33 protein-coding genes and 2 pseudogenes are annotated in these 21,529 nt (G+C 26.2%); 29 read left to right on the plus strand and 6 right to left on the minus strand.

All coding sequences use genetic code 11. From position 1 onward, the window contains the following. The first annotated feature begins 414 nt into the window (after window positions 1-414). The 10 genes and pseudogenes from NG901_RS13250 (at window position 415) to NG901_RS13295 (ending at window position 5,236) form a co-directional block, all read left to right on the plus strand. Window positions 415-1,047, plus strand: coding sequence for an RpiB/LacA/LacB family sugar-phosphate isomerase (locus NG901_RS13250; protein ID WP_252215475.1), 633 nt, complete (start codon window positions 415-417; stop codon window positions 1,045-1,047). 56 nt (window positions 1,048-1,103) lie between these two features. Further along, on the plus strand, window positions 1,104-1,673 hold the full coding sequence (locus tag NG901_RS13255; RefSeq protein WP_252215477.1) for a transglutaminase domain-containing protein: 570 nt from the start codon (window positions 1,104-1,106) through the stop codon (window positions 1,671-1,673). 21 nt (window positions 1,674-1,694) lie between these two features. After that, window positions 1,695-2,252, plus strand: coding sequence for a flavodoxin family protein (locus NG901_RS13260; protein WP_252215487.1), 558 nt, complete (start codon window positions 1,695-1,697; stop codon window positions 2,250-2,252). Window positions 2,253-2,508: 256 nt separating this feature from the next. Next, window positions 2,509-2,958: pseudogene (locus NG901_RS13265) on the plus strand (VOC family protein). Continuing rightward, window positions 2,946-3,098, plus strand: a complete 153-nt coding sequence (locus NG901_RS13270; RefSeq protein ID WP_252215490.1) for a hypothetical protein — start codon at window positions 2,946-2,948, stop codon at window positions 3,096-3,098. The pseudogene NG901_RS13265 and the gene NG901_RS13270 overlap by 13 nt, the downstream one beginning before the upstream one ends. Window positions 3,099-3,158: 60 nt before the next feature. Further along, window positions 3,159-3,548 (plus strand): carboxymuconolactone decarboxylase family protein, encoded by a 390-nt coding sequence (locus NG901_RS13275; RefSeq protein ID WP_252215493.1) that lies wholly within the window; start codon window positions 3,159-3,161, stop codon window positions 3,546-3,548. Window positions 3,549-3,822: 274 nt separating this feature from the next. Then, complete coding sequence (locus tag NG901_RS13280; protein ID WP_061314725.1) at window positions 3,823-4,026, plus strand: helix-turn-helix transcriptional regulator; 204 nt, start codon at window positions 3,823-3,825, stop codon at window positions 4,024-4,026. Further along, a complete protein-coding gene (locus tag NG901_RS13285; protein WP_252215495.1) occupies window positions 4,023-4,469 on the plus strand; it encodes a hypothetical protein in 447 nt (148 codons plus the stop codon). The genes NG901_RS13280 and NG901_RS13285 overlap by 4 nt, the downstream gene beginning before the upstream one ends. Window positions 4,470-4,518: 49 nt before the next feature. Continuing rightward, window positions 4,519-5,067 carry a signal peptidase I gene (gene lepB, locus NG901_RS13290; RefSeq protein WP_252215496.1) on the plus strand — a complete coding sequence of 183 codons (549 nt, stop codon included), beginning with the start codon at window positions 4,519-4,521 and terminating at the stop codon, window positions 5,065-5,067. Between the two features lies 1 nt (window position 5,068). Next, window positions 5,069-5,236, plus strand: coding sequence for a hypothetical protein (locus NG901_RS13295; protein ID WP_252215498.1), 168 nt, complete (start codon window positions 5,069-5,071; stop codon window positions 5,234-5,236). Here NG901_RS13295 and NG901_RS13300 read toward each other — a convergent pair. Together NG901_RS13300 and NG901_RS13305 are read right to left on the minus strand one after the other, a co-directional pair. Continuing rightward, complete coding sequence (locus tag NG901_RS13300) at window positions 5,229-5,696, minus strand: DUF6773 family protein (protein ID WP_252215651.1); 468 nt, start codon at window positions 5,694-5,696, stop codon at window positions 5,229-5,231. The two genes, NG901_RS13295 and NG901_RS13300, sit on opposite strands and share 8 nt — an antisense overlap. After that, window positions 5,689-5,898, minus strand: coding sequence for a helix-turn-helix transcriptional regulator (locus NG901_RS13305; RefSeq protein WP_017353070.1), 210 nt, complete (start codon window positions 5,896-5,898; stop codon window positions 5,689-5,691). The genes NG901_RS13300 and NG901_RS13305 overlap by 8 nt, the downstream gene beginning before the upstream one ends. Before the next feature lie 142 nt (window positions 5,899-6,040). Here NG901_RS13305 and NG901_RS13310 point away from each other — a divergent pair, with 142 nt between their 5' ends. Next, window positions 6,041-6,151, plus strand: coding sequence for a hypothetical protein (locus NG901_RS13310; protein ID WP_252215653.1), 111 nt, complete (start codon window positions 6,041-6,043; stop codon window positions 6,149-6,151). Next, window positions 6,117-6,404, plus strand: a complete 288-nt coding sequence (locus NG901_RS13315; protein WP_252215499.1) for a stage II sporulation protein P — start codon at window positions 6,117-6,119, stop codon at window positions 6,402-6,404. Before NG901_RS13310 ends, NG901_RS13315 begins: the two co-directional genes overlap by 35 nt. A gap of 109 nt (window positions 6,405-6,513) precedes the next feature. Here NG901_RS13315 and NG901_RS13320 read toward each other — a convergent pair whose 3' ends face one another. Then, complete coding sequence (locus NG901_RS13320) at window positions 6,514-6,840, minus strand: hypothetical protein (RefSeq protein WP_252215500.1); 327 nt, start codon at window positions 6,838-6,840, stop codon at window positions 6,514-6,516. A 241-nt stretch (window positions 6,841-7,081) separates the two neighbouring features. Here NG901_RS13320 and NG901_RS13325 point away from each other — a divergent pair, with 241 nt between their 5' ends. The 15 genes and pseudogenes from NG901_RS13325 to NG901_RS13390 all read left to right on the plus strand — a co-directional run bounded on the left by NG901_RS13325 (window position 7,082) and on the right by NG901_RS13390 (window position 17,479). After that, window positions 7,082-7,402, plus strand: a complete 321-nt coding sequence (locus NG901_RS13325; RefSeq protein WP_252215501.1) for a TfoX/Sxy family protein — start codon at window positions 7,082-7,084, stop codon at window positions 7,400-7,402. Between the two features lie 132 nt (window positions 7,403-7,534). Next, the gene (locus tag NG901_RS13330) at window positions 7,535-8,401 is read left to right on the plus strand and encodes a DUF2262 domain-containing protein (RefSeq protein WP_252215503.1); all 867 of its coding nucleotides are present in this window, start codon (window positions 7,535-7,537) and stop codon (window positions 8,399-8,401) included. A gap of 92 nt (window positions 8,402-8,493) precedes the next feature. Further along, complete coding sequence (locus NG901_RS13335) at window positions 8,494-9,015, plus strand: cysteine hydrolase family protein (RefSeq protein WP_252215505.1); 522 nt, start codon at window positions 8,494-8,496, stop codon at window positions 9,013-9,015. 116 nt (window positions 9,016-9,131) lie between these two features. Then, window positions 9,132-9,233, plus strand: a pseudogene (locus tag NG901_RS13340) (metallophosphoesterase); the annotation flags it as partial. Between the two features lie 42 nt (window positions 9,234-9,275). Then, entirely contained in the window at window positions 9,276-9,407 is a 132-nt protein-coding gene (locus NG901_RS17195; protein WP_286673915.1) for a hypothetical protein, read from the plus strand. A 142-nt stretch (window positions 9,408-9,549) separates the two neighbouring features. Continuing rightward, the gene (locus NG901_RS13345; RefSeq protein WP_252215507.1) at window positions 9,550-9,885 is read left to right on the plus strand and encodes a hypothetical protein; all 336 of its coding nucleotides are present in this window, start codon (window positions 9,550-9,552) and stop codon (window positions 9,883-9,885) included. Window positions 9,886-9,999: 114 nt separating this feature from the next. Then, the gene (locus tag NG901_RS13350) at window positions 10,000-10,542 is read left to right on the plus strand and encodes a GNAT family N-acetyltransferase (protein WP_252215511.1); all 543 of its coding nucleotides are present in this window, start codon (window positions 10,000-10,002) and stop codon (window positions 10,540-10,542) included. Window positions 10,543-10,561: 19 nt separating this feature from the next. Beyond that, a complete protein-coding gene (locus NG901_RS13355; RefSeq protein ID WP_252215655.1) occupies window positions 10,562-11,074 on the plus strand; it encodes a GrpB family protein in 513 nt (170 codons plus the stop codon). A gap of 104 nt (window positions 11,075-11,178) precedes the next feature. Then, window positions 11,179-11,679, plus strand: coding sequence for a hypothetical protein (locus tag NG901_RS13360; protein ID WP_252215513.1), 501 nt, complete (start codon window positions 11,179-11,181; stop codon window positions 11,677-11,679). A gap of 397 nt (window positions 11,680-12,076) precedes the next feature. Beyond that, complete coding sequence (gene adc / locus NG901_RS13365) at window positions 12,077-12,817, plus strand: acetoacetate decarboxylase (RefSeq protein WP_252215515.1); 741 nt, start codon at window positions 12,077-12,079, stop codon at window positions 12,815-12,817. 761 nt (window positions 12,818-13,578) lie between these two features. After that, window positions 13,579-14,004 carry an aldehyde dehydrogenase family protein gene (locus NG901_RS13370; protein ID WP_252215657.1) on the plus strand — a complete coding sequence of 142 codons (426 nt, stop codon included), beginning with the start codon at window positions 13,579-13,581 and terminating at the stop codon, window positions 14,002-14,004. A gap of 86 nt (window positions 14,005-14,090) precedes the next feature. Continuing rightward, the gene (ctfA, locus tag NG901_RS13375; RefSeq protein ID WP_252215517.1) at window positions 14,091-14,744 is read left to right on the plus strand and encodes a butyrate--acetoacetate CoA-transferase subunit A; all 654 of its coding nucleotides are present in this window, start codon (window positions 14,091-14,093) and stop codon (window positions 14,742-14,744) included. Beyond that, window positions 14,745-15,410, plus strand: coding sequence for a 3-oxoacid CoA-transferase subunit B (locus NG901_RS13380; protein WP_252215519.1), 666 nt, complete (start codon window positions 14,745-14,747; stop codon window positions 15,408-15,410). A 377-nt stretch (window positions 15,411-15,787) separates the two neighbouring features. Beyond that, window positions 15,788-16,402, plus strand: a complete 615-nt coding sequence (locus tag NG901_RS13385) for a DUF3267 domain-containing protein (RefSeq protein ID WP_252215522.1) — start codon at window positions 15,788-15,790, stop codon at window positions 16,400-16,402. A 261-nt stretch (window positions 16,403-16,663) separates the two neighbouring features. Next, the gene (locus NG901_RS13390) at window positions 16,664-17,479 is read left to right on the plus strand and encodes an alpha/beta fold hydrolase (RefSeq protein WP_252215524.1); all 816 of its coding nucleotides are present in this window, start codon (window positions 16,664-16,666) and stop codon (window positions 17,477-17,479) included. A 256-nt stretch (window positions 17,480-17,735) separates the two neighbouring features. Here the strand turns inward: NG901_RS13390 and NG901_RS13395 are convergent, their stop codons facing one another. Further along, window positions 17,736-18,050 (minus strand): hypothetical protein, encoded by a 315-nt coding sequence (locus NG901_RS13395; RefSeq protein WP_252215527.1) that lies wholly within the window; start codon window positions 18,048-18,050, stop codon window positions 17,736-17,738. A 297-nt stretch (window positions 18,051-18,347) separates the two neighbouring features. Between NG901_RS13395 and NG901_RS13400 the strand changes: the two genes are divergently transcribed. Both NG901_RS13400 and fliB read left to right on the plus strand, forming a co-directional pair. Next, entirely contained in the window at window positions 18,348-18,827 is a 480-nt protein-coding gene (locus NG901_RS13400; protein WP_252215530.1) for a hypothetical protein, read from the plus strand. Between the two features lie 23 nt (window positions 18,828-18,850). Further along, the gene (gene fliB, locus NG901_RS13405) at window positions 18,851-20,071 is read left to right on the plus strand and encodes a flagellin lysine-N-methylase (RefSeq protein WP_252215532.1); all 1,221 of its coding nucleotides are present in this window, start codon (window positions 18,851-18,853) and stop codon (window positions 20,069-20,071) included. Between the two features lie 42 nt (window positions 20,072-20,113). Here the strand turns inward: fliB and NG901_RS13410 are convergent, their stop codons facing one another. Beyond that, entirely contained in the window at window positions 20,114-20,785 is a 672-nt protein-coding gene (locus NG901_RS13410; RefSeq protein WP_252215536.1) for a hypothetical protein, read from the minus strand. Between the two features lie 170 nt (window positions 20,786-20,955). Beyond that, window positions 20,956-21,501 (minus strand): DUF4489 domain-containing protein, encoded by a 546-nt coding sequence (locus tag NG901_RS13415; protein ID WP_252215538.1) that lies wholly within the window; start codon window positions 21,499-21,501, stop codon window positions 20,956-20,958. Between the last annotated feature and the right edge of the window lie 28 nt (window positions 21,502-21,529).

Raw genomic sequence — 21,529 nt, forward strand, 5'->3', positions numbered from 1 at the left:
TAAATATTTTTCAGTTAATTTATAAAGTTGATTATTTAACTGTCTGAGTCTGCTAGTATTTATCATTTTGTTGGCAGGAAAAAAATATAATTTAAATATAGAAAATACTTGACAATAGGTGGAAAAATCACAGCCTTGTTATAGATAAATACTAAATTACTATCTTTGATTTTTAAAGATAAACAGTAAATTTACAATTTATTCGTAATGGTAAGTGAAAATTGAATCAATAAAATTAATATTAATGATAACTTGATAATGTATTTAAATAAGGGGATTAGTAACATAAAGAGTTGTAATAATTTTTAATTGTTATGACTCTTTATTTTTTACAAAAAAATGAATAATATTATATTTACAATTTATGTTATAATTAACCAGAATATAAATAGTAATTTAAATGAGGTATTTTATATGAAAATTGGTATTATACAAGCTAGTTCTCAAAAAAATAAAAATGATTTGTTATATAATTGTGTAAAAAAGGTTGTAAAAGATAAAGGATATGAGGTTATTAATTTTGGTGTTTTTCAAGATGAAGAAGGTGAATATTCTTATATTGAAATTGCAATTTGTATAAGCATTTTATTAGAAAGTAAATCTATAGATTTCATAGTTACTGGGTGTTCATCTGGGCAAGGAATGATGTTAGCTTGTAATAGTTTGCCAAATATTCTGTGTGGATATATTGAAAATCCATCAGATGCATATTTATTTGGTAGGATTAATAATGGTAATGCTGTTTCATTTCCTCTTGGATTGAATTTTGGATGGGCTGGTGAAATTAATCTGCAATGTACATTAGAAAAACTATTTGATGAACCATTTGGAATTGGATATCCTAAGCAAGATTCAGTAAGAAAGCAAAAAGACACCAAAATGTTAAAAGTTTTAAACAATATTACGAAAAGAAGCCTTGTAGAAGTGCTACCAAAAGTAAATCTAGATTTCATGAAACATGTACTTCAACGAGATAATATTTACTATTATGTTATTAAAAATGGTGAAAATGAAGAATTGAAAGCACTACTCCGATTATATCGTTAAATTTCAATTTTAATAATTAAAATAGTAATTTGAATGAGGGGGAATTGGAGAGATATATGGATATTAATAAAATAAAATCTCCTAAAGATATATTTCAGTATATGAATGATCACATAGAGTATGGATGGATTGATATAAATGGTGAAAAACATATTAAAACCATGAAGGATTTTAGAAAAATATATAAAATATCATCTATAGAAGAAACAATAGATAGCGGATTAGGGACATGCATTGAACAGGTTTCTTTAATGCATAATTTGCTAAACAAATTAAAGGTCAAAAATAAAATGTTTTGTTGTAGAATTTATGAACCTGATGATTATTTTAACTTAGAAAATGATGAACATATGCATTGTTTTTTACTTTACTATTTAAACAATAAGGTTTATCATATGGAACACCCTAATTTTGAGAAAAAAGGTATATATGAATATGATAATGAGGAAGTAGCAATTAATCATATTGTTAATTATTACAGAGAATTAAGAGGTGGAAAAGATAGTCCAATAGCAGAATTTTATAAAGTAAAAGAAGGGTTATCTTTTAAAGAGTTTAATAAGTACATTAATCATGTTAATGAGTTAAGAGGAAATAAGAGGCTAAGAGAAAATCTAAATTTATAATTAAAATATGAAAGGGATATTATGAAAACATTAATATTCAATGGTTCTCCAAGGAAAGATGGAGATACTGTTAGTTTAATAAATGAATTGGTTAAGCAGTTAAATGGTGAGTATAGAATAGTTAATGCATATAATTGTAAAATAAATCCGTGTATTGACTGTAGGTTTTGTTGGAAAAATGAAGGGTGTTGTGTTAATGATGAAATGCAGGAAATTTATAAGTATATACAGGAGTGTGACAATATTTTAATTGCATCTCCCATTTATTTTTCAGAATTAACAGGAGCATTGCTGAGTGTTGGAAGTAGGCTTCAAACTTATTTCTGTGGAAAGTTCTTTCGTAAAGAGATTCCAATTAAAAAGCCTAAAAAAGGTGCCGTTATTGTCGTTGGTGGGGGAGATGGAAGCATAAACAAACCATATGAAACAGCATGTACTTTACTTCATAATATGAATTCACATGACATATTTCCACTTGTATATAGTCATAATACAAATAGTAATTCAGCAATTACTGATATTAATGCTATAAAAGGGATAAATGGTATTACAAAATTTTTTAATGATCCAAAAGAATAAAGATAGTTGCGTAAGTACGATTTTTAACGATATATCTAGAAATTTAAACGATATATTTCAATTTTAGAATTTACTTAGTAGGAAAATAAGTTTTAAAAAGTCAAATATAAAATTATAAGCAAAAACAAAGAGTTGTAATGATTTTAATTGTTATGACTCTTTATTTTTGCTTATGAAACTGAATAATATTATATTTACAAGTTATGTTATAATTAACCAATAGATAAATGGTAATTTGAAAGGAGAAACTTGTAATATGAGATACACAAGTACTTTAATAGCTGTAGTAGATATAGAAAAATCTAAAAGGTTTTATAATAAGATACTAGGATTAGATGTTATTGATGATTTTGGTGCAAATGTAACTTTAACAGGAGGTATTGCTTTACAAACATTAGAAATGTAGAAAGGTTTTATTCATAAAGATAAAAATAATACATTTGAATGATACTTTGAAGAAGATGATATGGATGCTTTTATTAAAAAGCTAAATACCTTTAATGATATAGATTATGTACATGGATTAATTGAGCATAAATGGAGGCAACAAGTAGTAATGTTTTATGATTTGGATAAGCATATAATTGAGGTGGGAGAAAATATTACAATTGTTATTAAAAGGTTTGCTAAAAATGGACTTTCAGCTGAAGAGATTGCAGTAAGAATAGAGGTACCATTTCATTATATAAAATCATGCTTACAATAGCAAATTACAAGTTTAATAATTTAAGTGATAAATGTGCTTTATTTAAGGCATTCAATGAAAGTCATGAAGCAGATATTGTAAATGAGTTATCTGTTGTAAATAATAAAATATTTAATAAATATGAGAATAATGCTTTTTGAAATAAGAAGATAATAGAAGAACTAATAATAAATAAGATAGAAGTAAGGGGTAATTTAATTATGAATGATTTTGAAAGTATACTTAACTATTATAAAAGTGAATTGAAGTGGAACCCACCATTTGCAGAGGTGCTTTCTAAATATTCTCCAAATGGATTAAATGGATATTTAATGATGCGTGAATCCATTGAAAGTGGACATTTGTCTAAAAAGACTAGAGAATTAATTTTTACTATATTAGATAGCTTAGATGATGAAGTAAGTGGAGCAAAGTCACATGCTATTGCTGCTATAGAAGCAGGATTAACAATGGAAGAATTAGTAGAGGCGTTTGTAATTGTAACTATTGTTAAAGGAATTAATGTATTATGCAAAACAGGTGTTGAAGTAATTAAAGCAGCAGAAAAAAGATTACATGATATAAATTTAACTAATGAAAGTCAAACATAATATTATAATCAAAAATAAAACATCTATTGAAAAGTCGTATTATTTAGAAATAAATGTGCGATTTTTTTAGATAAGTTAAAATAAGTAAATTTAAATAGTAATTTGCAGGGGAGTTTAAGAGAAAATCTAAATATATAATTAAGACTATTTATATAGTATTTAGCAGACTTAGAATATAGTCTGCTATTTTTTATGGAAAGTTTGCTTGACATTAAATGGAATAATTTGTATAATAATTATGGAAAGTTTACTTTCCCTAGAAAGGAGGAGTACTTTGAAAAATCGTTTAGAAGAAATAAGAAAGCAAAGAGGAATAAAGCAAGAAGATTTAGCTAATGCTCTTGAAGTTTCAAGGCAAACAATTGGCTCTCTTGAAAATGGAAGGTATAATCCATCAATTATATTAGCTTTTAAAATTGCTAGATATTTTAATATGAGTATAGAAGAAATTTTTATTTATGAGGAGGAGAATAAATGAAGAAATCTGTGTTATATACAGGTATTGGGTATTTGCTATGTGGAATTACATTCATTGCAGTTGCTCTCTTTACTGAATTTAAATTTGAAGGATTATTATGTGGATTTGGAGGTGCTGGTGTTAGTTGTGGAATAGTTTCTATTTTGAAATATATGCACTGGTCAAAACCAAAAAATCAGGATGAGTATAATAAAAGATTGAAGATTGAAAAGATAGAATTAGAAGATGAGAGAAAGATTATGATAAGAGATAAAAGTGGATGTATTACTTATAAAATAATGCTGCTTATATATTCTATATTAATAATAATATTTTCTATAATTAATATGGTTGGAGATTTTAAACCACTATCAACATATATTGTTATCACTTTTGTTATTTTACTTGTTTTTCAGTATTTCTGTGGGATTTTTGTATTTAATTATCTTAATAAAAGATTATAAACATAAGAAACTTGAAACGTAAATTTAAAGGTGAAAGGAATAATAAATTATGAATATTAATAAGAAACAATTTTTAAAAGATTGGGTAGTACCAGTATTTTTGGCAATAGCAGTAGCACTTTTAATAAAACAGTATTTATTTTTAAGTGTATATGTTCCGTCTACATCAATGGTACCTACAATAAATAAATGGGATAAGCTAATTGTAACGAGGATATACAATACAGAAAATATAGAAAGAGGAAATATTATTGTATTTAATTCAGATGAATTAGGAAAAAGGCTTGTTAAAAGAGTTATTGGATTACCTGGAGATCATATTGTAATACATGATGGTATTACAAATATAAATGGAACTGATATTAAAGAAGATTATGTGAAAAATAATGAAAAATATGATGGAGTATTTGATGTACCAGAAGATAAGTTTTTCTTTTTAGGTGATAATCGTGCAAATTCATGTGATGCACGACGTTGGAATAATCCTTATATAGATAAAGAAGATATTCAAGGAAAAGCTATCTTTAGGTTTTATCCTTTTGATAATTTAGGATTTTTAATTTATTGCACGGATTATTTACAGCAGGGGATGTATTAAATTGAAATTTATTACATTAACAAGTAGTTATAAAACTGAGTGGGAAAGTTTGATTAGTGAGTTTGAAGAGAATGGAGAAAAAATAATTGCTACAGCGAGGCAAAATAATATAGTTAAAAACATAAAAGGATGGAAATTAATTACCGTCCTTTTATGTTTTTTTAATTAGCCTCATCAGATTTTGATTCACAACTCTCTTCAATCTTTTTGATTCTTTTTTTATAGATTGATGAAAATACAGTTAATGTAACAAAAGCTAAAGCAAAAACTGAACTTAACATAATTATTCCTGTAGCGATTGAACCTAGCAATTTATGATATTTTAAATATGAGGATATAAAAAATGTTATACCACATAAAATACCTGATATTGAACTGACAATTATATTAGTTTTTATGTTTGCTTCTAATTTTCTATCCCAAATTCCATTTTTCAAGCATGCAAAAACAATGTATATAGAAAGGCACATGAATACAATCAACTCACCTATAATATCTCCTTTACCAATTGATGATTGAATGAGGATAGTGGCAAAGAGTCCCCAAAATGCAAACCACATGCCATTTCGTTCAATTTTTAAAAGTTTTTGTTCTTGCATTTCATCTAATTTATTTTTTCTTTTATTCATCATTTTCTTCCTCCCAAAATAAATCATCTAGTCCTTTTCCCAATGCTCTGCAAATGGCTCGGCATAGCTTAATCGTTGGATTATAATCGCCCTGTTCAATAGCATTCATTGTTTGCCTAGAAATTCCAACTTTTTCAGCAAGTTGTTTTTGCGTCATATCAAGTTGAGCACGAGCAACTTTTATAGGAATATTTCGTCCCATATAATCACCTCCATATTTCTATATTATTATAAAAATTACTTTATGTCAAATATATACGACATATATAAATAAATATTTTAATTTTATCAAGTGCAAGGCACCAAAAGAATATACTGAATCATATCAAAATTCACGTGATTTAATAAAAGCAGATGTTAAAGATTATTCAAATAATATTTTATTGGATATACATGGAGATGCAGTAAATAGTACTAAATGTGATACAAAAAAATATAACATTAGTTCTTGCTAAAAATAGTCCTTATTATGAGAACAATAAGATATTTTCTGAAAATTTATTACAAAATATAAATAGTTCAAATGAAATTAAAGCAGAAATAATTTCGTATAATCGTGGTAAGTTATGCTTTAATCAGGATTTATCTAAAAATGCGTTACTTATTAATTTGGGAAATAACATGTCTAGTGACAGTGATATAGAAAAGTGCGTAAATGTACTTGTTTCAGCTTTAAAGAAAACTCAAAAGAATAGTTATGAATATTAATTAAATGTTTTTAAATTAGGGTGTATTTTAAAGCAATGTTGATAAATGAATTATGATTAAAGTGGACAATCACATGATTGTCCACTTTAAGAATTTTACTTATGTAAATTTAGTTACTTTTAGATGATTTTATTTTTTTAACAATATAAGTTATTGTATATCCAATTATCCATAATACTGAGTAAATTAAAACATATTCAAATGCTGAATCATTTAAATATATTTTCATTAATATTATATAATCTAATATAGACACTCCAAATGAAAATATTAGATTAACTATATTTGTATTATTTACAGCACATAAAATTCCTTGTATTAAAAATAATAATGGAAATAGTAAAAGTAATGATATTATAAAAAGTCCTTTAAAATCTATTCCCTTTGTATTGTAGACATCCATATTAGTAAATGAGATTACTGTTAATAGGCTCATTAATATTGCTGGAAAGAAAATTATAATTATATTTTTCTTTTTTATGGAGATCCCCTCCCCTTTGTTTATTCATATATTGATTAATTATATACATAATAAATATAATTAATCAATATATGAATAATATTTAAATTACAATATATGTTATAATTAATTCGGAATAGTAGATTTAAATAAAGTGTGAATAAAATATTTTTTATATAATTCACAGACAAATAGTAATTTGTGGAGGAAATAAGATATGGCTTCTAGTCAAGAATATTTAGATTTCATTATTGAACAATTAGATATATTGAACAATATTTCTTATAGAAAAATGATGGGAGAATATATTTTATATTTTCAAGGAAAGATTTTTGGAGGAATATATGATGATCGTTTTTTGGTTAAGATAACCAAAGTGAGTAGACAGTTGATGACAGAGGCAACTGAGGAATTGCCTTATGATGGTGCAAAACCAATGCTTTTGATTGATAATGTTGATAACAAAGAATTCTTATGTAGATTGATTACGGAGATGTATGAAGAACTTCCTACTCCAAAGGTAAAAAAGAAAAAATAATTTTTAAATTTAAATTTATTAAGCTAATATAAAATTATCTTTAATAAAACTTGATTTATATAATCAACAGATAAATAGTGATTTATCTACGTGATATTATATTTATTATTCAGAATTTATGGAGGAATTATAATGAGTAAACAATCTGAAATTGAAAGATTTGAAAGTAGATTTTCAGAAGAAATTATTGAAATAGCTGTTGTAACAGGTCCATCAGGCTTTGGAGGAGGACAAGGATGCGATAATATTATGTGGAGCGCATCTATGTATGTGATAGCTTGGAAAATATATGACAGCAATAAACCTGTAGTACAAGAAAAATACTGTCTTGAAGCTTTAGTTGATTATGAACAGTTAAAGATTCTTCAAAAAACAGTAAATAGAAATTCTATTATAAGGTTAAAGGTACGTATGTCTAAAGATAATTCTAAACATGATTTTATGCTTATTCAAATTATTGATACATGTTATAAAGATTCTGAATTAGAAAATATTTTACGCGAAGAATTAAAACCTGTATTTTATAAAGATGAAGTTCTTGGAAAATTTACATTTGAAAAAGCAACTAATAGTTTTGATACAACAATTAACTGGATGAATTCAGGGGTTAGTTTATCATTTAATTATGATAAAGATGAAAATGTTATAAAGGACTATCTTTCAACTGCTCATACACTTTATAATAACCAGAAAGAGTGGGATGCAAAAATCCATAGTTATGCTGCTGATGAACTCTTGGATCTTGTAAATGACTGGTTTAAAGAAGGTAAGGAAGAGTATTATGAATCTTTTGACGAAGAATTTGATGAAGAAGATGAGTATTATAAATATGATGAAATCACAAAAGAAAGATTTATGAATCTTATGAAGATTGTTTATATAAGTATTGAGTCAAATGGAGAATTTTATATAGAATGCCTAGATGGAGATATGTTTTGTGGACACTGTATACATATATCTGGCAATATTAATGGCGAGTTTGAGTATGCTGAAATATAAAATGGTTGGATAGAAAATTATTATTAATTTTTATGTTAAGTTATAAATAAATAATAGTTATACAAATTCCAATTTGTAAGGGGGATAAATAAATGGTCTTATTAGTTGTTGATACACAGAAATTAATAACAAATGAAAATTTATATAAATTCAATGAATTTGTGTCAAATGTAGAAAAAATAATTGCTACAGCGAGGCAAAATAATATAGAAATAATATATGTACGCCATGATGATGGTGCTAAAAATGAATTAACAAAAGGAACTGAAGGTTTTGAAATATATGAAAAATTTATACCATCTAAAGAAGAAAAAATATTTGATAAAAAAGTAAATAGTGCTTTTAAAGATACTGGTTTGTTAGAATATTTAATAAGTAAAGGCGAAAAGGATATAATTATTGTAGGACTTCAAATAGATTATTGTATTGATGCTACTATAAAGTGTGGATTTGAACATGGATTTCACATGATAGTTCCAGCTTATTCAAATACAACAGTTGACAATAAGTTTATGTCAGCACAGCAAACATACAGATATTATAATGAATTTATTTGGAATGGTAGATATGCAGAATGTATTCCTCTGGAACAAACACTCAAAATGATGAGATAGATTTTAATTTAAATCTGTCAAAACTTTATAAATAGAGAAGGAGAGGTATAGAGTATATTATAGAAACCTTATGTTAAGTGATATGGACAAAATAGAAGAAATAGATGGTGAGTGCTATATTTCAAGGGCATGGAGGACAAGTTAGAATTCCTGGGATAGGTGGATTATTTGCTCCAAATCAAGGAATATTTCCTAAGTATACAAGTGGAATATATAATATTCCAAGTTAGTGCTTTAGATTGTATTGTAGATTTGGTTATATGAATAATAGAAAACATTCAAGCAATACATTAGAATTTGCTAAAGAAATTATGTTATATTTAAATGCTAAACCTGAAGATAAAATTAATGAATGGTATAGGTTTCATAAGTTGGGATACTATCAAAGTTAAATAAGTTGATTAGAAATATAAAAAGTTGTAATGATTTTTAATTGTTATGACTTTTTATTTTTGTACAGAGATCTAATTCCTTAATTTACAATATATGATATAATTTATTAAAATACAAACAGTAAGTTGTAGGTGATATAGCATGTATAAGATAATTAAAAAAGCTAATAATGGTTGGGAAGTACATAAAGTTGCAGGAAGTGATACGATTTCCATTGTAAAGTACAGTGCAAATCATCAGGATATAAATAAATTAATAGAAGTATTACAATTTTTATATAAAAATAAAGTTTTAGAAGGATCAATTGATATGAATCTGGCTATGCAAGATGAGTATTTGCAGGAATTTTCAATAGGAGAGTATCAGTTTATTATAAATTTAGATTTTTGGGAAACTTTTATTTTTTATTCAAAGCAAAAAGATGGAAACCCATATGTGATGAAAGTTTTTGATAAGTTAGCCATAGACACTAATTAAAACAATAGTTTTAGGTTGAGTATATAAATAGTAAATTTGTAGAATAGTTTAATTAAGTACGAACAATAATTATTTTAAAGTGTTACAAGTAATAATGGATTTGGAGGTAATAAAATGAATAGACTGAAATTAGTTTTGCCAAATGTCGAATATAAAGAAATTTTAATGGACTATAAAAAAGAGTTTATTAAAAATGGAGATAGTATAGATGGTTCAGCAGGATTGGCAAATTCAAAATCATTTGAAGAGTGGTATAAGGCTTTTAAGGACAATTTAAATGAGGAAACTGTTAGAGATGGTTTGGTACCAGCGACAACATATCTCGCTTTAGATGAAAGTGGAAAATTAATTGGAATGATTGATATTAGACATAGGTTAAATGAATATTTATTAAATTTTGGAGGGCATATCGGATATAGTGTTAGAAAATTAGAAAGAAGAAAAGGATATGCAACAGAAATGTTAAAATTGGCATTAAAAAAATCCATTGAATTGAACATAAAAGAAGTTCTAATTACTTGTGATAAAGAGAATATTGCATCTGCTAAGACTATTATTTCAAATGGTGGAGTATTAGAAAACGAAGTATTTGACCCAAATGATAATACTATAACTCAAAGATATTGGATTAAATTAGTAGATTTATATAAATTCTAATTTGGAAGGAAAATTTTTGATGATAACTAAACATGTAATAGTAGAAGATTATAATCCAAAATGGAAAGAGAGTTTTAAAAGTATAAAAGATGAATTATTAGCAGTTTTATCTGGAAAAATTATTTCAATTGAGCATATTGGTAGTACATCAGTTGAAGGATTATCAGCAAAGCCAATTATAGATATTGATATTGTGATTGATAGAAATTTTGATGAAGTTAAAAAAGCATTGGAAACCCTTGGTTATATTCATGAAGGCGACTTGGGAATATATGGTAGAGAAGCGTTTAAATATTCAAATAAACCACATTTGATGGTACATCATTTATATGTATGTGGTAAAGACAATAAAGAATTATATCGTCATGTTACTTTTAGAGATTATCTAAGAAAGCATAAAGAAGATAAAGATAGGTATAGTGTTATTAAAAAAAAGATGGCATTAAAATATCCTGAAGATATAGATTCTTATATTAAAGGAAAACAACCAATAATTTTAGAAATATATAAGAAATGTGGATTAGAAAAATAAGTTTTAAGTTAAGATTGAGTGTTATAAATTAAATAAACAGTTAAAAGAGAAAGGCTTACAATTTAAGTAAAGTTATAAGAAGTAACAGGGAGAACAAAATAATTATGAATAATTTAATAAAGAAGATAATAAACAATAAAGAATATAAGAAAATCTTGAAATTCACATTTATACTCTATATTTTTCGAATCAACTATATAAAGAAAGTGTTGTTTGAAAATACACGTAGATTAACGCTTAGTCAATATGGTTTGCTGCTTTTGACGATATTAGGGGCAACTGCACTTATGGGAACTTTAATATTTATTGGAGTTAGGGTTTGCAATATGTTTTATGCAAGGTGTAATGTACCAAAAGTAAAAGGAAAAGAATGGTCATTTGGATTTGGAGAATTAAAATATTTTTTAGTATATAAGAAAAATTGTAAAGTTTGTGGAGCAAAAATGAAAAAAAATACTAGTGAAGAGTATAAAGGTATAGTAAGGAATACAAATATAGATGGGTATGTATCAGATGTAGAAACATATGAAGTTAAAATTTTTTATTATTGTTCAAAATGCAATAAAAAATATTCTTTAGAAGAATTAGCAATGGAAATAGAATAATTATAATCTGAATTATTGAACTTTGGCAAGAATATGGATTTGGAAACTATATGAATGGAACAATAAAGTTTATTAACTTAAAATATAGATGTTTTATTTGTAAATTAATTTATTATTTTACTTTAAATGGATATTATGATATATTTTAATAAGACTAATATGTTACATTATGTATTAATCTTTTTAAAGGGTAATGACATATCCAAAGATTCATTTCCATTTAATAAATCTTAAATCTCAATTTTAATTATAAGCTGTGTTTTAGAGTAATATGAAATTGTAGTATTAAGATTTAGTATCTATCTATAGCATTTATACTATAATGACATTATAATTTAAAAATACAATTAAGTTAAAATGAGAATGTCAAATATTTAAGGTAAGAAGATGAATAGTTATGTTAAAAAGTGAAGTATCTAAACAAATTACAACACCACTAACAGCTCCAGCATTCCCAAGAGGACCTTACAGGTTCCATAACCGTGAATATTTTAATATTATATACCATACTGATGCTGATGCTTTACGTAAAATTGTACCAGAACCTTTAGAATTAGGAGATGATCCTTTAGTTAGATTTGAAATGATGGCTATGCCTGACACAAGTGGATTAGGATCTTATACAGAATGTGGACAGGCTATACCAGTAAGCTATAATGGTAAAAAGGGTGACTATTTGCATATGATGTATTTAGATAATCAGCCAGCTATTGCCGTTGGAAGAGAACTTAGTGCGTATCCTAAAAAACTTGGTTATCCTAAGCTATTTGTTGATTCAGACACACTAGTTGGTACATTAGACTATGGAAAATTAAGAGTAGCAATAGCAACTATGGGATATAAGCATAAACAATTAGATTTAAATGAAGCAAAGGAACAAATTTGTCGTCCTAATTTTATGTTAAAAATTATACCTAACTATGATGGAACTCCAAGAATATGTGAGCTAATATCTGCACAAATTAAAGACATTACTGTACATGAGGCATGGACTGGTCCTGCAAGATTACAATTATTTGATCATGCTATGGCACCATTTAATGACTTACCTGTAAAAGAAATAGTTTCAAGTTCTCATATTCTCACAGACTTAACACTTCCATCTCCCGATGTTATATATGATTATCTTAAAAAGTAGTTTAATATATTAATAAATAAAATAAATTACAAACTGTTATAAATAATTAAAAAATCTAAGTTAAGAATATGATTTCTATTTAGTATAGAGATCATATTCTTTTTTTAGTATTTACAAAATTAGAGAAATTTTAATAAATGTTTAAAACATAGCCATTTTTGAAAACAATAATAAAGAATTATCAAACTACAATTTATACTACGAATTCTTAAAATTATTAATATCTATTAAAAGGTTTTCAGAAAAAATAGAAAAATTCGATATTATTTTTAATTTTCCTATAATTGTTCTTTAGAATTTATGATATCAAAATATATAACCAACTCTCGTTTTGTTAACGTTTTATCTAGCTGTGAGTAATTTTATGGAATTTAAATATTGATTTTGGATAATTTAGTGATAATATACTATTTATACAAATATTTCAATAAATTTACAGAGAGATAATTAAATAAAACAACTACAGTATTTTTAGAATTAATAAAGCTTTTTTATAACATCTTACTATTTCCAAGTAGCACCATATATCCAAATAACTTAAATTTTTTAATCTTATAGAAATTTTTACTAAAGTAGTTCAATATAGTAAAAATTAATAAAAGCTTTAATTAATAATTTGTTTTAATTAAATTCAAATGCCAACTCTCCATTATAATACAATATTACATGGTTTAAAAATATAGTCTAATTAATAAAAGATAGAAATCAAAAGCTCTTATAGGTTTTTGTGTGAAAATTTTATAACTATGAGGAGGAGCAATATGGAAAGAAACTTATCAGTATTATCGCAAACAAAAGATTTAAAAATTACAAAAAGAACTGAAGGTGACAAATCTAATAATAAAGAATCATATCTAGGAGTATTTAAAAAAGTTGAAAATCCTATTACAAAGGCAATTTATGTACAAAAGAAATTAAGTCTTTATTATACAAAAGAAGATAGGGAAAGAATTATAAAAGGTATAAGAAAGGCTACATTGGAGAATAAAGAAATATTAGCAAAAATGATTGTAGATGAAACACACATGGGAAGATATGAAGATAAAATATTAAAGCATGAATTGGTAGATAAATATACTCCAGGTACAGAAGGCTTTACAACTTTTACTATTGCAGGACCTACAGGTGAAGTTATAACTTCTGCAAGGAATTTTACAAAACAAAGAAGATGTGTACTTGCAGGTTAGATGATAGATCAATACAATCATTTCAATATATTTAGCAGTTTTATATGAAGTATTATATATTCTAAAAAAAAGAAGGAGATATTAACATGAATAAAATAGTTAAGCTTGAAGATCTAAAGTCTATTTTTAAAGATGGAATGACAATTATGATTGGTGGTTTCTTAGATTGTGGAAGTCCTGAAACCATAATTGATATGTTGGTAAATTTAAATGTAAAAGATTTAACTATAATAGGAAACGATACCGGATATCCAGATAAAGGCATAGGTAAATTAGTTGTAAATGGTCAGGTAAAAAAGGTAATAGCTTCTCATATAGGGACAAATCCTGAGACCGGAAGGAGAATGAATAGTGGGGAAATGGGGGTGGAACTTTCTCCACAAGGAACATTAATTGAAAGAATACGTGCGGCAGGTTCTGGTTTAGGTGGAGTACTAACATCAACAGGAATAGGAACAATTGTAGAAAAGGGAAAACGTAAGATTTTAATTGATGGTAAAGAATATTTATTAGAACTTCCATTAAAAGCAGATGTTTCACTAGTAAAGGGAAGTATAGTAGATGAATTCGGAAACACTTGTTATAAAGGAACTACAAAAAACTTTAATCCTTATATTGCAATGGCAGCTGATACTGTAATAATGGAAGCTGAAAATTTAGTTAAATTTGAAGAATTAAATAGGGAAGATATAATGACTCCAGGTGTATTAGTAAATTATATAATAAAGGAGGCAATTTAAATGATTACAGATAGTAAATTGGCAAGACAAATAATTGCAAAAAGAGTTGCAAAGGAATTAAAGGAAGGACAACTTGTAAATCTTGGAATAGGACTTCCAACATTGGTTGCAAATTATGTACCAAAAGACAAGCATGTATTCTTTCAATCTGAAAATGGAATGATTGGAATGGGGGCAGTACCAACATTAGGACATGAAGATGCAAATATAATAAATGCAGGTGGACAATGTGTAACAGCATTACCAGAAGCAGCATTTTTTGATAGTTCTATGTCCTTTGCATTAATTAGAGGTGGACATGTTGATGTTACTGTACTTGGAGCTTTAGAAGTGGATGAGGAAGGTAGTCTAGCTAATTGGATTATTCCAGGTAAAATGGTACCAGGTATGGGGGGCGCTATGGATTTAGTAACAGGTGCTAAAAAAGTAATTGTGGCCATGCAGCATACTGGAAAGGGAAAACCTAAAATTCTTAAAAAATGTAGATTACCATTAACTGCAAAATCACAAGTAAACTTAATTATTACAGAATTTTGTGTAATTGAAGTAACAGATAAGGGATTATTTTTAAGGGAGATTAGTGATTATACAACAATCGATGAAATTAAATCTTTAACAGAAGCAAATTTAATTATTCCAGATGATATAAAACGTATGGCTGTATAAAATTTATAACATGATGGCTTTTTTTATGAGAGTTTAGATAATTTTATGTAAAAACAAAATTATCCACTATTTAGTTTGGATTTATGTTTATATATTTAGACATAAATCCAATATGAATAAAGCGTTTATTACAGAATACTTTTATTATAATAATAAGTTGGTAAAACAATATAATAATGTGATATTTACAATATGTTATAATTATCCTAAATAAACAATTTACATAAGATATAGGTAAAATATATGATATTAGAAGTAATAAAAAATGTTCTTTGTGAATTGAATAATTTGGTATTAAATACATGATATAATTAAATAAAGGTTACATATGGCTTAGTAAATTGTAGACGAGCTGTTAATGAAAGGAATTGCTTTAAATGAAATACATAAAAAAACTTCCACATACAGATAAGGCGTTAAGTGAAAAACTTACATTAAACAATTGGAAAAAAATAAAAGAGCCATCTAATTTTACATGGACTATTTTATTATCCACACCATTTATGTTGATAAATGGCGCAATTGAAATGTTTATTTTCTATAACTTATATACACCACTACAAGATTTCTTAAAAAGCAATGAAGGATTCAACATTACATTGGAATTACATTTAGTAACATTATTATTTATCCCTGTTATCTTTATTTTTATGACAATACATGAATTCTTACATGCTTGTTTTATTCCAAATGTTTTAAAATCAGATAAAACATATTGGGGAATAAATGGCATTTGCGGATTTGTTGCCACTTCTGAAAAAATAAAGAAAAGCAGATTTTTGATTATTTCAATTATGCCACTGTTACTTTTATCTATTGTATTACCATTTATTTTAAATGCACTTGGGTGGTTAAATGGGTATACAATTTTTCTTTGCTTATTGAATGCAATGGGGTCATGTGTAGATTGTTTAAATATGTGTTTGATAACAGCACAAGTCCCAAATGGAGCTTATATATTAAATAATGGATTTGAAACATATTTTAAGTAGTTTGGAAAAATAAGAAAAATTACTTGTTATTGTAGGATATTTCTTTGACAATATAATACAAAAAGATTCACAGGAATTTTAGTGTATGATTGAGTAACTGATTCATAATCCATCAAGTGAAAGTGAAAATTATAGAGATATGTATCACTGTGTTAGTAAATGCTTGAACGAAATTATATTAAAATCAAATATGTGATTCACCTATTTGTTCCACAGAGAATAAGCTGATAATGAAGAAATTTTATTAAAAGAGGTATTTGAATGGGATATTATGTTAGAGTAGAATCAGATGTAAAAGTTTATGTAGAGGATCTTAATCCAGAGGGCAAAAAGACAATCATATTTCTACATGGGTGGCCTGGAAGTCATAAACTGTTTGAGTATCAGTTTAATCAGCTACCTAAAATGGGATATCGATGTATTGGCATAGATCAGAGAGGATTTGGACAATCAGACAAGCCTTTTACAGGATATTGCTACGATAGGTTATCAGATGATGTTCGAGCTGTAGTTGAAGTACTTAATTTAAAAAATTTTATATTAGCAGGACATTCTACTGGGGGAGCCATTGCTATTAGATACATGGCCAGACATAATGAATATGGAGTGTCTAAACTTGCACTTTTTGCAGCAGCAGCTCCTAGTCTTATAAAACGTTCATATTTTCCATATGGTTTAGAAAAAGAAGCTGTAAATGAAATTATTCAAGGAACGTATAATGATCGTCCTAAAATGTTGCAAGGATTTGGAGACATGTTTTTCTTCCAGCATATAACTAAGCCTTTTTCAGAATGGTTCTTCCAATTAGGACTACAAGCAGCAGGCTGGGCTACTGCTGCAACTGCAAATTCTTGGTTAGATGAAGAAAGCTTATTTTTTGATCTAGAGAAAATAAGTGTTCCAACTTTAATTCTTCATGGTATTCATGACAAAGTTTGTCTATTCCCATTAGCTGAATCACAAAGACAACGTATTAAAAATTCCAAGCTTATAGCATTTGAACACAGTGGCCATGGATTGTTCTATGATCAACGTGATAAATTTAATGAAGAATTGGCACAATTTATTGAAGAATAAAGTTTTTTGTAGCTCTTGATTTGCCTAGAATAGTAGAAATTGAATATGAATAGATTAAAGCAATACGAAAAAAGTAGCTAAAATATATAATAAATAATTTAATATATAAAAGGAAGATAAAATGTAGCAACACACACTTAGTTGATACATTTTATTTTTTATATTGGATTAATACATAACACATGGAAACAATAAATGAGTGGACTATATAGGTAATCCACTCTATAGCATAATATTAAAAAAGAACAATTTAGTTTTAAGAAATAAAGACATTACCTTTACCCACTAGTACAATTCTATAGTCAGGTTTTAAAGGAATTAAATTATATTTATCAGATTTGGGTAATAAATGAATTGATTGTAATAAATTCTGATTTTCATCAAAAACTTCGATATAAACACTACTTTTATCAGATATGTTTTGAACAACATACTTATTTTCAGACGAAAAATTAAAATCAGCTGCTTTATAAACTCCTTCATCAAAGATATTTACGGCATAGGCTGATTGAGCAAAAATACAAAATGATAAAGATAAACAAATTAAAAGCATAGAAATAAATTTTTTCATTAGTAAAACCACCTTTCAATGTTATTTTGGCTATATAAATATTTAAATATACAAAAGAGAAAATTTATATAATGATAGATGGAAATATCATCGCATTTATGGAGTGATAAATATAAATGTGTTGTACATGCAGTACCATTTACAATAAATGCAAAAGACGATTTCATAATTAATGAAGAATTAAAACAATACAGATAGTAGAGTAGCATTAATATTTAGAAGTATTAGTGCTTCTTTTTATATTTATGCTATACTTATGCTATAAAAGTAATACATGTTGGGAGGTGCGTTAATTTTATGAAATACCCAATAGATGTTAAGAATTTTCAAGATACTATCTATAATATTGCGGGAATTGATTCAATTGAAAGTGGAGTTTGTGACTTAGAAGGTGTAGATTCTGATTTAGTATTAACAGCAGATTATGCACATTTGCCAATTGCAGCTCTTTTAAGAACAAATGGTGGATTTGAAAATGAACTACTTGTACAATTTAGATTCACAATTGATAAGTCAGAAGAAGGTTTAGAGGCATTAGAATTTATTGCTTGGTTTGTTAGAGATTATGCAAGAGATAAAACTAAAATACAACTAACACCATTTGCTTTGCCACCACAAACACCAAATGGAAGACAACTTGGAAATACATTAAGATTTCATATAGATTTATTTGTAGAGAATGTTTATGATTCTTTAGATCCAGTTTTAAAGGAAGTAAAGCAACTCAATAAAACATTAAGTATGGCAATAAAATTATATAATATTAAAGTTAAATAATAAATTAGATAAGGAAGAAAGTAATGGAAAGAAAGATAAAGATGAGATATCCAATGTATCTTAAAGAGTTTAAGTGCATAGGTGGAAGCTGCGAAGATAGCTGTTGTATTGGCTGGGATGTAGATATAGATAAAACTACATTTAAACAATATTATAAAGTTCAAGATCAAGAAATGAGAAAAATGTTTCAAAAGAATGTTCATAATAATACTGGTTATTGTTGTGATGATATAGATTATGGAAAAGTAAAATTAAAAAAAGGAAAAAGATGTCCATTTTTAGATGATGAAAATTACTGTGTAATTCATTCTAAGTTGGGTGAAGAATATCTTTCAAATGTATGTACATCGTTCCCTAGAATTACAAATAGAATAGATGGATATTATGAAATGTCCCTTGATGTGGCATGTCCTGAAGCTGCAAGAATTCTTTTGTTAAAAAAAGAGGGAATCGAATTTAAAGAGAGTCAAGAAACTTTAGGAAAACACATTTTATCAAGCGATATTGATACAAAATCTAAAGAATTTAAGGATTCACCTGTAAAATATTTTAAGGAAATTAGAGATTTAAGTATTAAGATAATAAAAAATAGAAAGTTTGATTTAAGTGAAAGACTATATATTTTAGGAGAATTTTTAGAAAAGTTAGAAGAAGAAATTGATTATAATTTTAGTAATGTACATAAATTTATAAAAGGATATAATATAAATTCAATTGATGATTCATATGAAAAAAATGATATGAACTATATTATTCAAATTTCATTTTTTAAGAAGATGGTAGATGATTTAAATGTATTTAAAGAAATTGATAGTAAGACTTTTAAGGAGTATACTAAAGAACTTATAGCTGGATTTAAATTTGATGAAATAAAAGATGCAACGAATAATCCAGAGTTTTATATAAATGCATTCAAGATTTATGTTGAAAAATTCGTGAATGCTAATAGTTATATTTTTGAAAATTACTTAGTTAATTTTATATATAAAAATTTATTCCCATTTTCAGAAACAGAAAGTGTATTTGATGGATATATAATGCTGTTAACAAGATATTCATTTTTAAGATTCTATTTAGTAGGTAGATATCTAAATAATAAAATTGATTCGTCATATGATGTAGTTAAATTTATTCAAGTATTCACTAAAACAACAGAACATCATAAGACATATTTAGATGATACACTAAATCATATAAAACGAAAAGAATTTGATAATTTAGAATTTGCAAAAACATTATTATAAATTTTTTGCAATAAATAAAGCTACTGTAATTTTGCAGCAGCTTTATTTATAAAAATTATAATTATAATCGGCAATTAAGCCTTTATCTTTGTTGAATCCTACAACATACAGATCTGAACAATTAGGATTAGTACATTTAAAGCTTGGAGAGTTTTTATTTAGTAGTACAAAATTACCATCAGGCTCTGGAATGAATACACTTTGAACTTGAGATAAGTAAAGTTTTATAGATAAAATAATTTTATTTATAGAATTGTTATTTTGGGATGAATAAGAACTATCAGATATTTTAACATGTTCTATAGTATATTTTATAGGATTAATATTATGTTTATTAAAAATATTTGTTTTATTAGTAGATAAATTAGGTTTATGCAAAAATTTTATATTTAAGACTTTGTTTATAGATATTTTTATAGTAGTGCATTTATTTGATGATTCAGCGTCACACATATCTGAGCATTTAATTTTTTTGATAAAAATACCATTAATTATTAACTGTTTATTCTTATTTAATGAAATCTTATCTATAATAACTCTATTACTATTACGACTATTATCATTTAAGTTAATATAATTATTAGGCTCAAGTTTAAAATATAATGGGAAAGAAAATTCAAAATAAGTTAAGACTATTGGAATTTTAGCAATTAACGAACCTGGTTTCCCCATAGGTACGTAGTAATCATAATTGATATAATCACAATTTTTCATTTAATACCTCTTTTAAAAATTGATATAAAACATATATGATAGGGTTTGTCTCAAAATACTTTTTACACAATACATAGTAAGGATAGAGAACTATCTAATAATATCTATTGTGATTTATTTTAATTTTGAGACAACCCACATATACTATTTGAACTAGATTTAAATTAAATTTAGCATAAATTTTCTACTGCAAGTGCTGTTAAAGTAGCGTTATTAATTGAACCACCAAGATTTAAAATGAAATCAATTGGAACATATTCTACAGTATAAGTTACGCAGTCGTTACATAATGAATTATCACAAACTTGGAATGAGAAAGTTTGAATTCCAACAAATTCTATAACATCTGAGAAACTATGAGTTCCACAAATATATTCACAATATCCATTCTTAGTAGTTTTTTTAATTAAAAAGTTTAATCTTAAAGAAACGTCAAGAACAGATTGTATTTCACAAGTAAAAGTTAAAACTGTTGTTGGATTTTTTAAATTAGTAGTATCGATGCTAACATTAGCAAGAGGAAGTGGTTTAACAGTACCTAAAGTATTAGCACTCACTACTGGAATTGGAGCTGAACCGCTACAACCACATTTTAAAATAGCTCTTCCAGGTTCTTGTCCTTCATGATGAACACATTCACATTGACATATACATGGTTTTTGTTTTTTAGGATAACAATTATAATCTGACATTAAATTTTCTTCCATAATTTTCATTAGTATCTCCTTTTTTATTCATATTATT

This window comes from Clostridium sp. CMCC3677, from assembly GCF_023845585.1.
Classification (GTDB): Bacteria; Bacillota; Clostridia; order Clostridiales; family Clostridiaceae; genus Clostridium; species Clostridium aquiflavi.

Bases quoted from the DNA above. Each gene is read 5' to 3' on its own strand.
- lepB (WP_252215496.1), top strand. From the start codon at position 4,519: ATGAATATTAATAAGAAACAATTTTTAAAAGATTGGGTAGTACCAGTA.
- ctfA (WP_252215517.1), top strand. From the start codon at position 14,091: ATGAATAAAATAGTTAAGCTTGAAGATCTAAAGTCTATTTTTAAAGAT.
- fliB (WP_252215532.1), top strand. From the start codon at position 18,851: ATGGAAAGAAAGATAAAGATGAGATATCCAATGTATCTTAAAGAGTTT.
- NG901_RS13395 (WP_252215527.1), bottom strand. From the start codon at position 18,050: ATGAAAAAATTTATTTCTATGCTTTTAATTTGTTTATCTTTATCATTT.
- NG901_RS13305 (WP_017353070.1), bottom strand. From the start codon at position 5,898: ATGGGACGAAATATTCCTATAAAAGTTGCTCGTGCTCAACTTGATATG.
- NG901_RS13320 (WP_252215500.1), bottom strand. From the start codon at position 6,840: ATGAGCCTATTAACAGTAATCTCATTTACTAATATGGATGTCTACAAT.
- NG901_RS13410 (WP_252215536.1), bottom strand. From the start codon at position 20,785: ATGAAAAATTGTGATTATATCAATTATGATTACTACGTACCTATGGGG.
- NG901_RS13285 (WP_252215495.1), top strand. From the start codon at position 4,023: ATGAAGAAATCTGTGTTATATACAGGTATTGGGTATTTGCTATGTGGA.
- adc (WP_252215515.1), top strand. From the start codon at position 12,077: ATGTTAAAAAGTGAAGTATCTAAACAAATTACAACACCACTAACAGCT.
- NG901_RS13330 (WP_252215503.1), top strand. From the start codon at position 7,535: ATGAGTAAACAATCTGAAATTGAAAGATTTGAAAGTAGATTTTCAGAA.
- NG901_RS13370 (WP_252215657.1), top strand. From the start codon at position 13,579: ATGGAAAGAAACTTATCAGTATTATCGCAAACAAAAGATTTAAAAATT.
- NG901_RS17195 (WP_286673915.1), top strand. From the start codon at position 9,276: ATGAATAATAGAAAACATTCAAGCAATACATTAGAATTTGCTAAAGAA.
- NG901_RS13350 (WP_252215511.1), top strand. From the start codon at position 10,000: ATGAATAGACTGAAATTAGTTTTGCCAAATGTCGAATATAAAGAAATT.
- NG901_RS13390 (WP_252215524.1), top strand. From the start codon at position 16,664: ATGGGATATTATGTTAGAGTAGAATCAGATGTAAAAGTTTATGTAGAG.
- NG901_RS13275 (WP_252215493.1), top strand. From the start codon at position 3,159: ATGAATGATTTTGAAAGTATACTTAACTATTATAAAAGTGAATTGAAG.
- NG901_RS13355 (WP_252215655.1), top strand. From the start codon at position 10,562: ATGATAACTAAACATGTAATAGTAGAAGATTATAATCCAAAATGGAAA.
- NG901_RS13255 (WP_252215477.1), top strand. From the start codon at position 1,104: ATGGATATTAATAAAATAAAATCTCCTAAAGATATATTTCAGTATATG.
- NG901_RS13250 (WP_252215475.1), top strand. From the start codon at position 415: ATGAAAATTGGTATTATACAAGCTAGTTCTCAAAAAAATAAAAATGAT.
- NG901_RS13385 (WP_252215522.1), top strand. From the start codon at position 15,788: ATGAAATACATAAAAAAACTTCCACATACAGATAAGGCGTTAAGTGAA.
- NG901_RS13400 (WP_252215530.1), top strand. From the start codon at position 18,348: ATGAAATACCCAATAGATGTTAAGAATTTTCAAGATACTATCTATAAT.
- NG901_RS13360 (WP_252215513.1), top strand. From the start codon at position 11,179: ATGAATAATTTAATAAAGAAGATAATAAACAATAAAGAATATAAGAAA.
- NG901_RS13260 (WP_252215487.1), top strand. From the start codon at position 1,695: ATGAAAACATTAATATTCAATGGTTCTCCAAGGAAAGATGGAGATACT.
- NG901_RS13325 (WP_252215501.1), top strand. From the start codon at position 7,082: ATGGCTTCTAGTCAAGAATATTTAGATTTCATTATTGAACAATTAGAT.
- NG901_RS13415 (WP_252215538.1), bottom strand. From the start codon at position 21,501: ATGAAAATTATGGAAGAAAATTTAATGTCAGATTATAATTGTTATCCT.
- NG901_RS13335 (WP_252215505.1), top strand. From the start codon at position 8,494: ATGGTCTTATTAGTTGTTGATACACAGAAATTAATAACAAATGAAAAT.
- NG901_RS13380 (WP_252215519.1), top strand. From the start codon at position 14,745: ATGATTACAGATAGTAAATTGGCAAGACAAATAATTGCAAAAAGAGTT.
- NG901_RS13345 (WP_252215507.1), top strand. From the start codon at position 9,550: ATGTATAAGATAATTAAAAAAGCTAATAATGGTTGGGAAGTACATAAA.
- NG901_RS13270 (WP_252215490.1), top strand. From the start codon at position 2,946: ATGCTTACAATAGCAAATTACAAGTTTAATAATTTAAGTGATAAATGT.
- NG901_RS13300 (WP_252215651.1), bottom strand. From the start codon at position 5,696: ATGAATAAAAGAAAAAATAAATTAGATGAAATGCAAGAACAAAAACTT.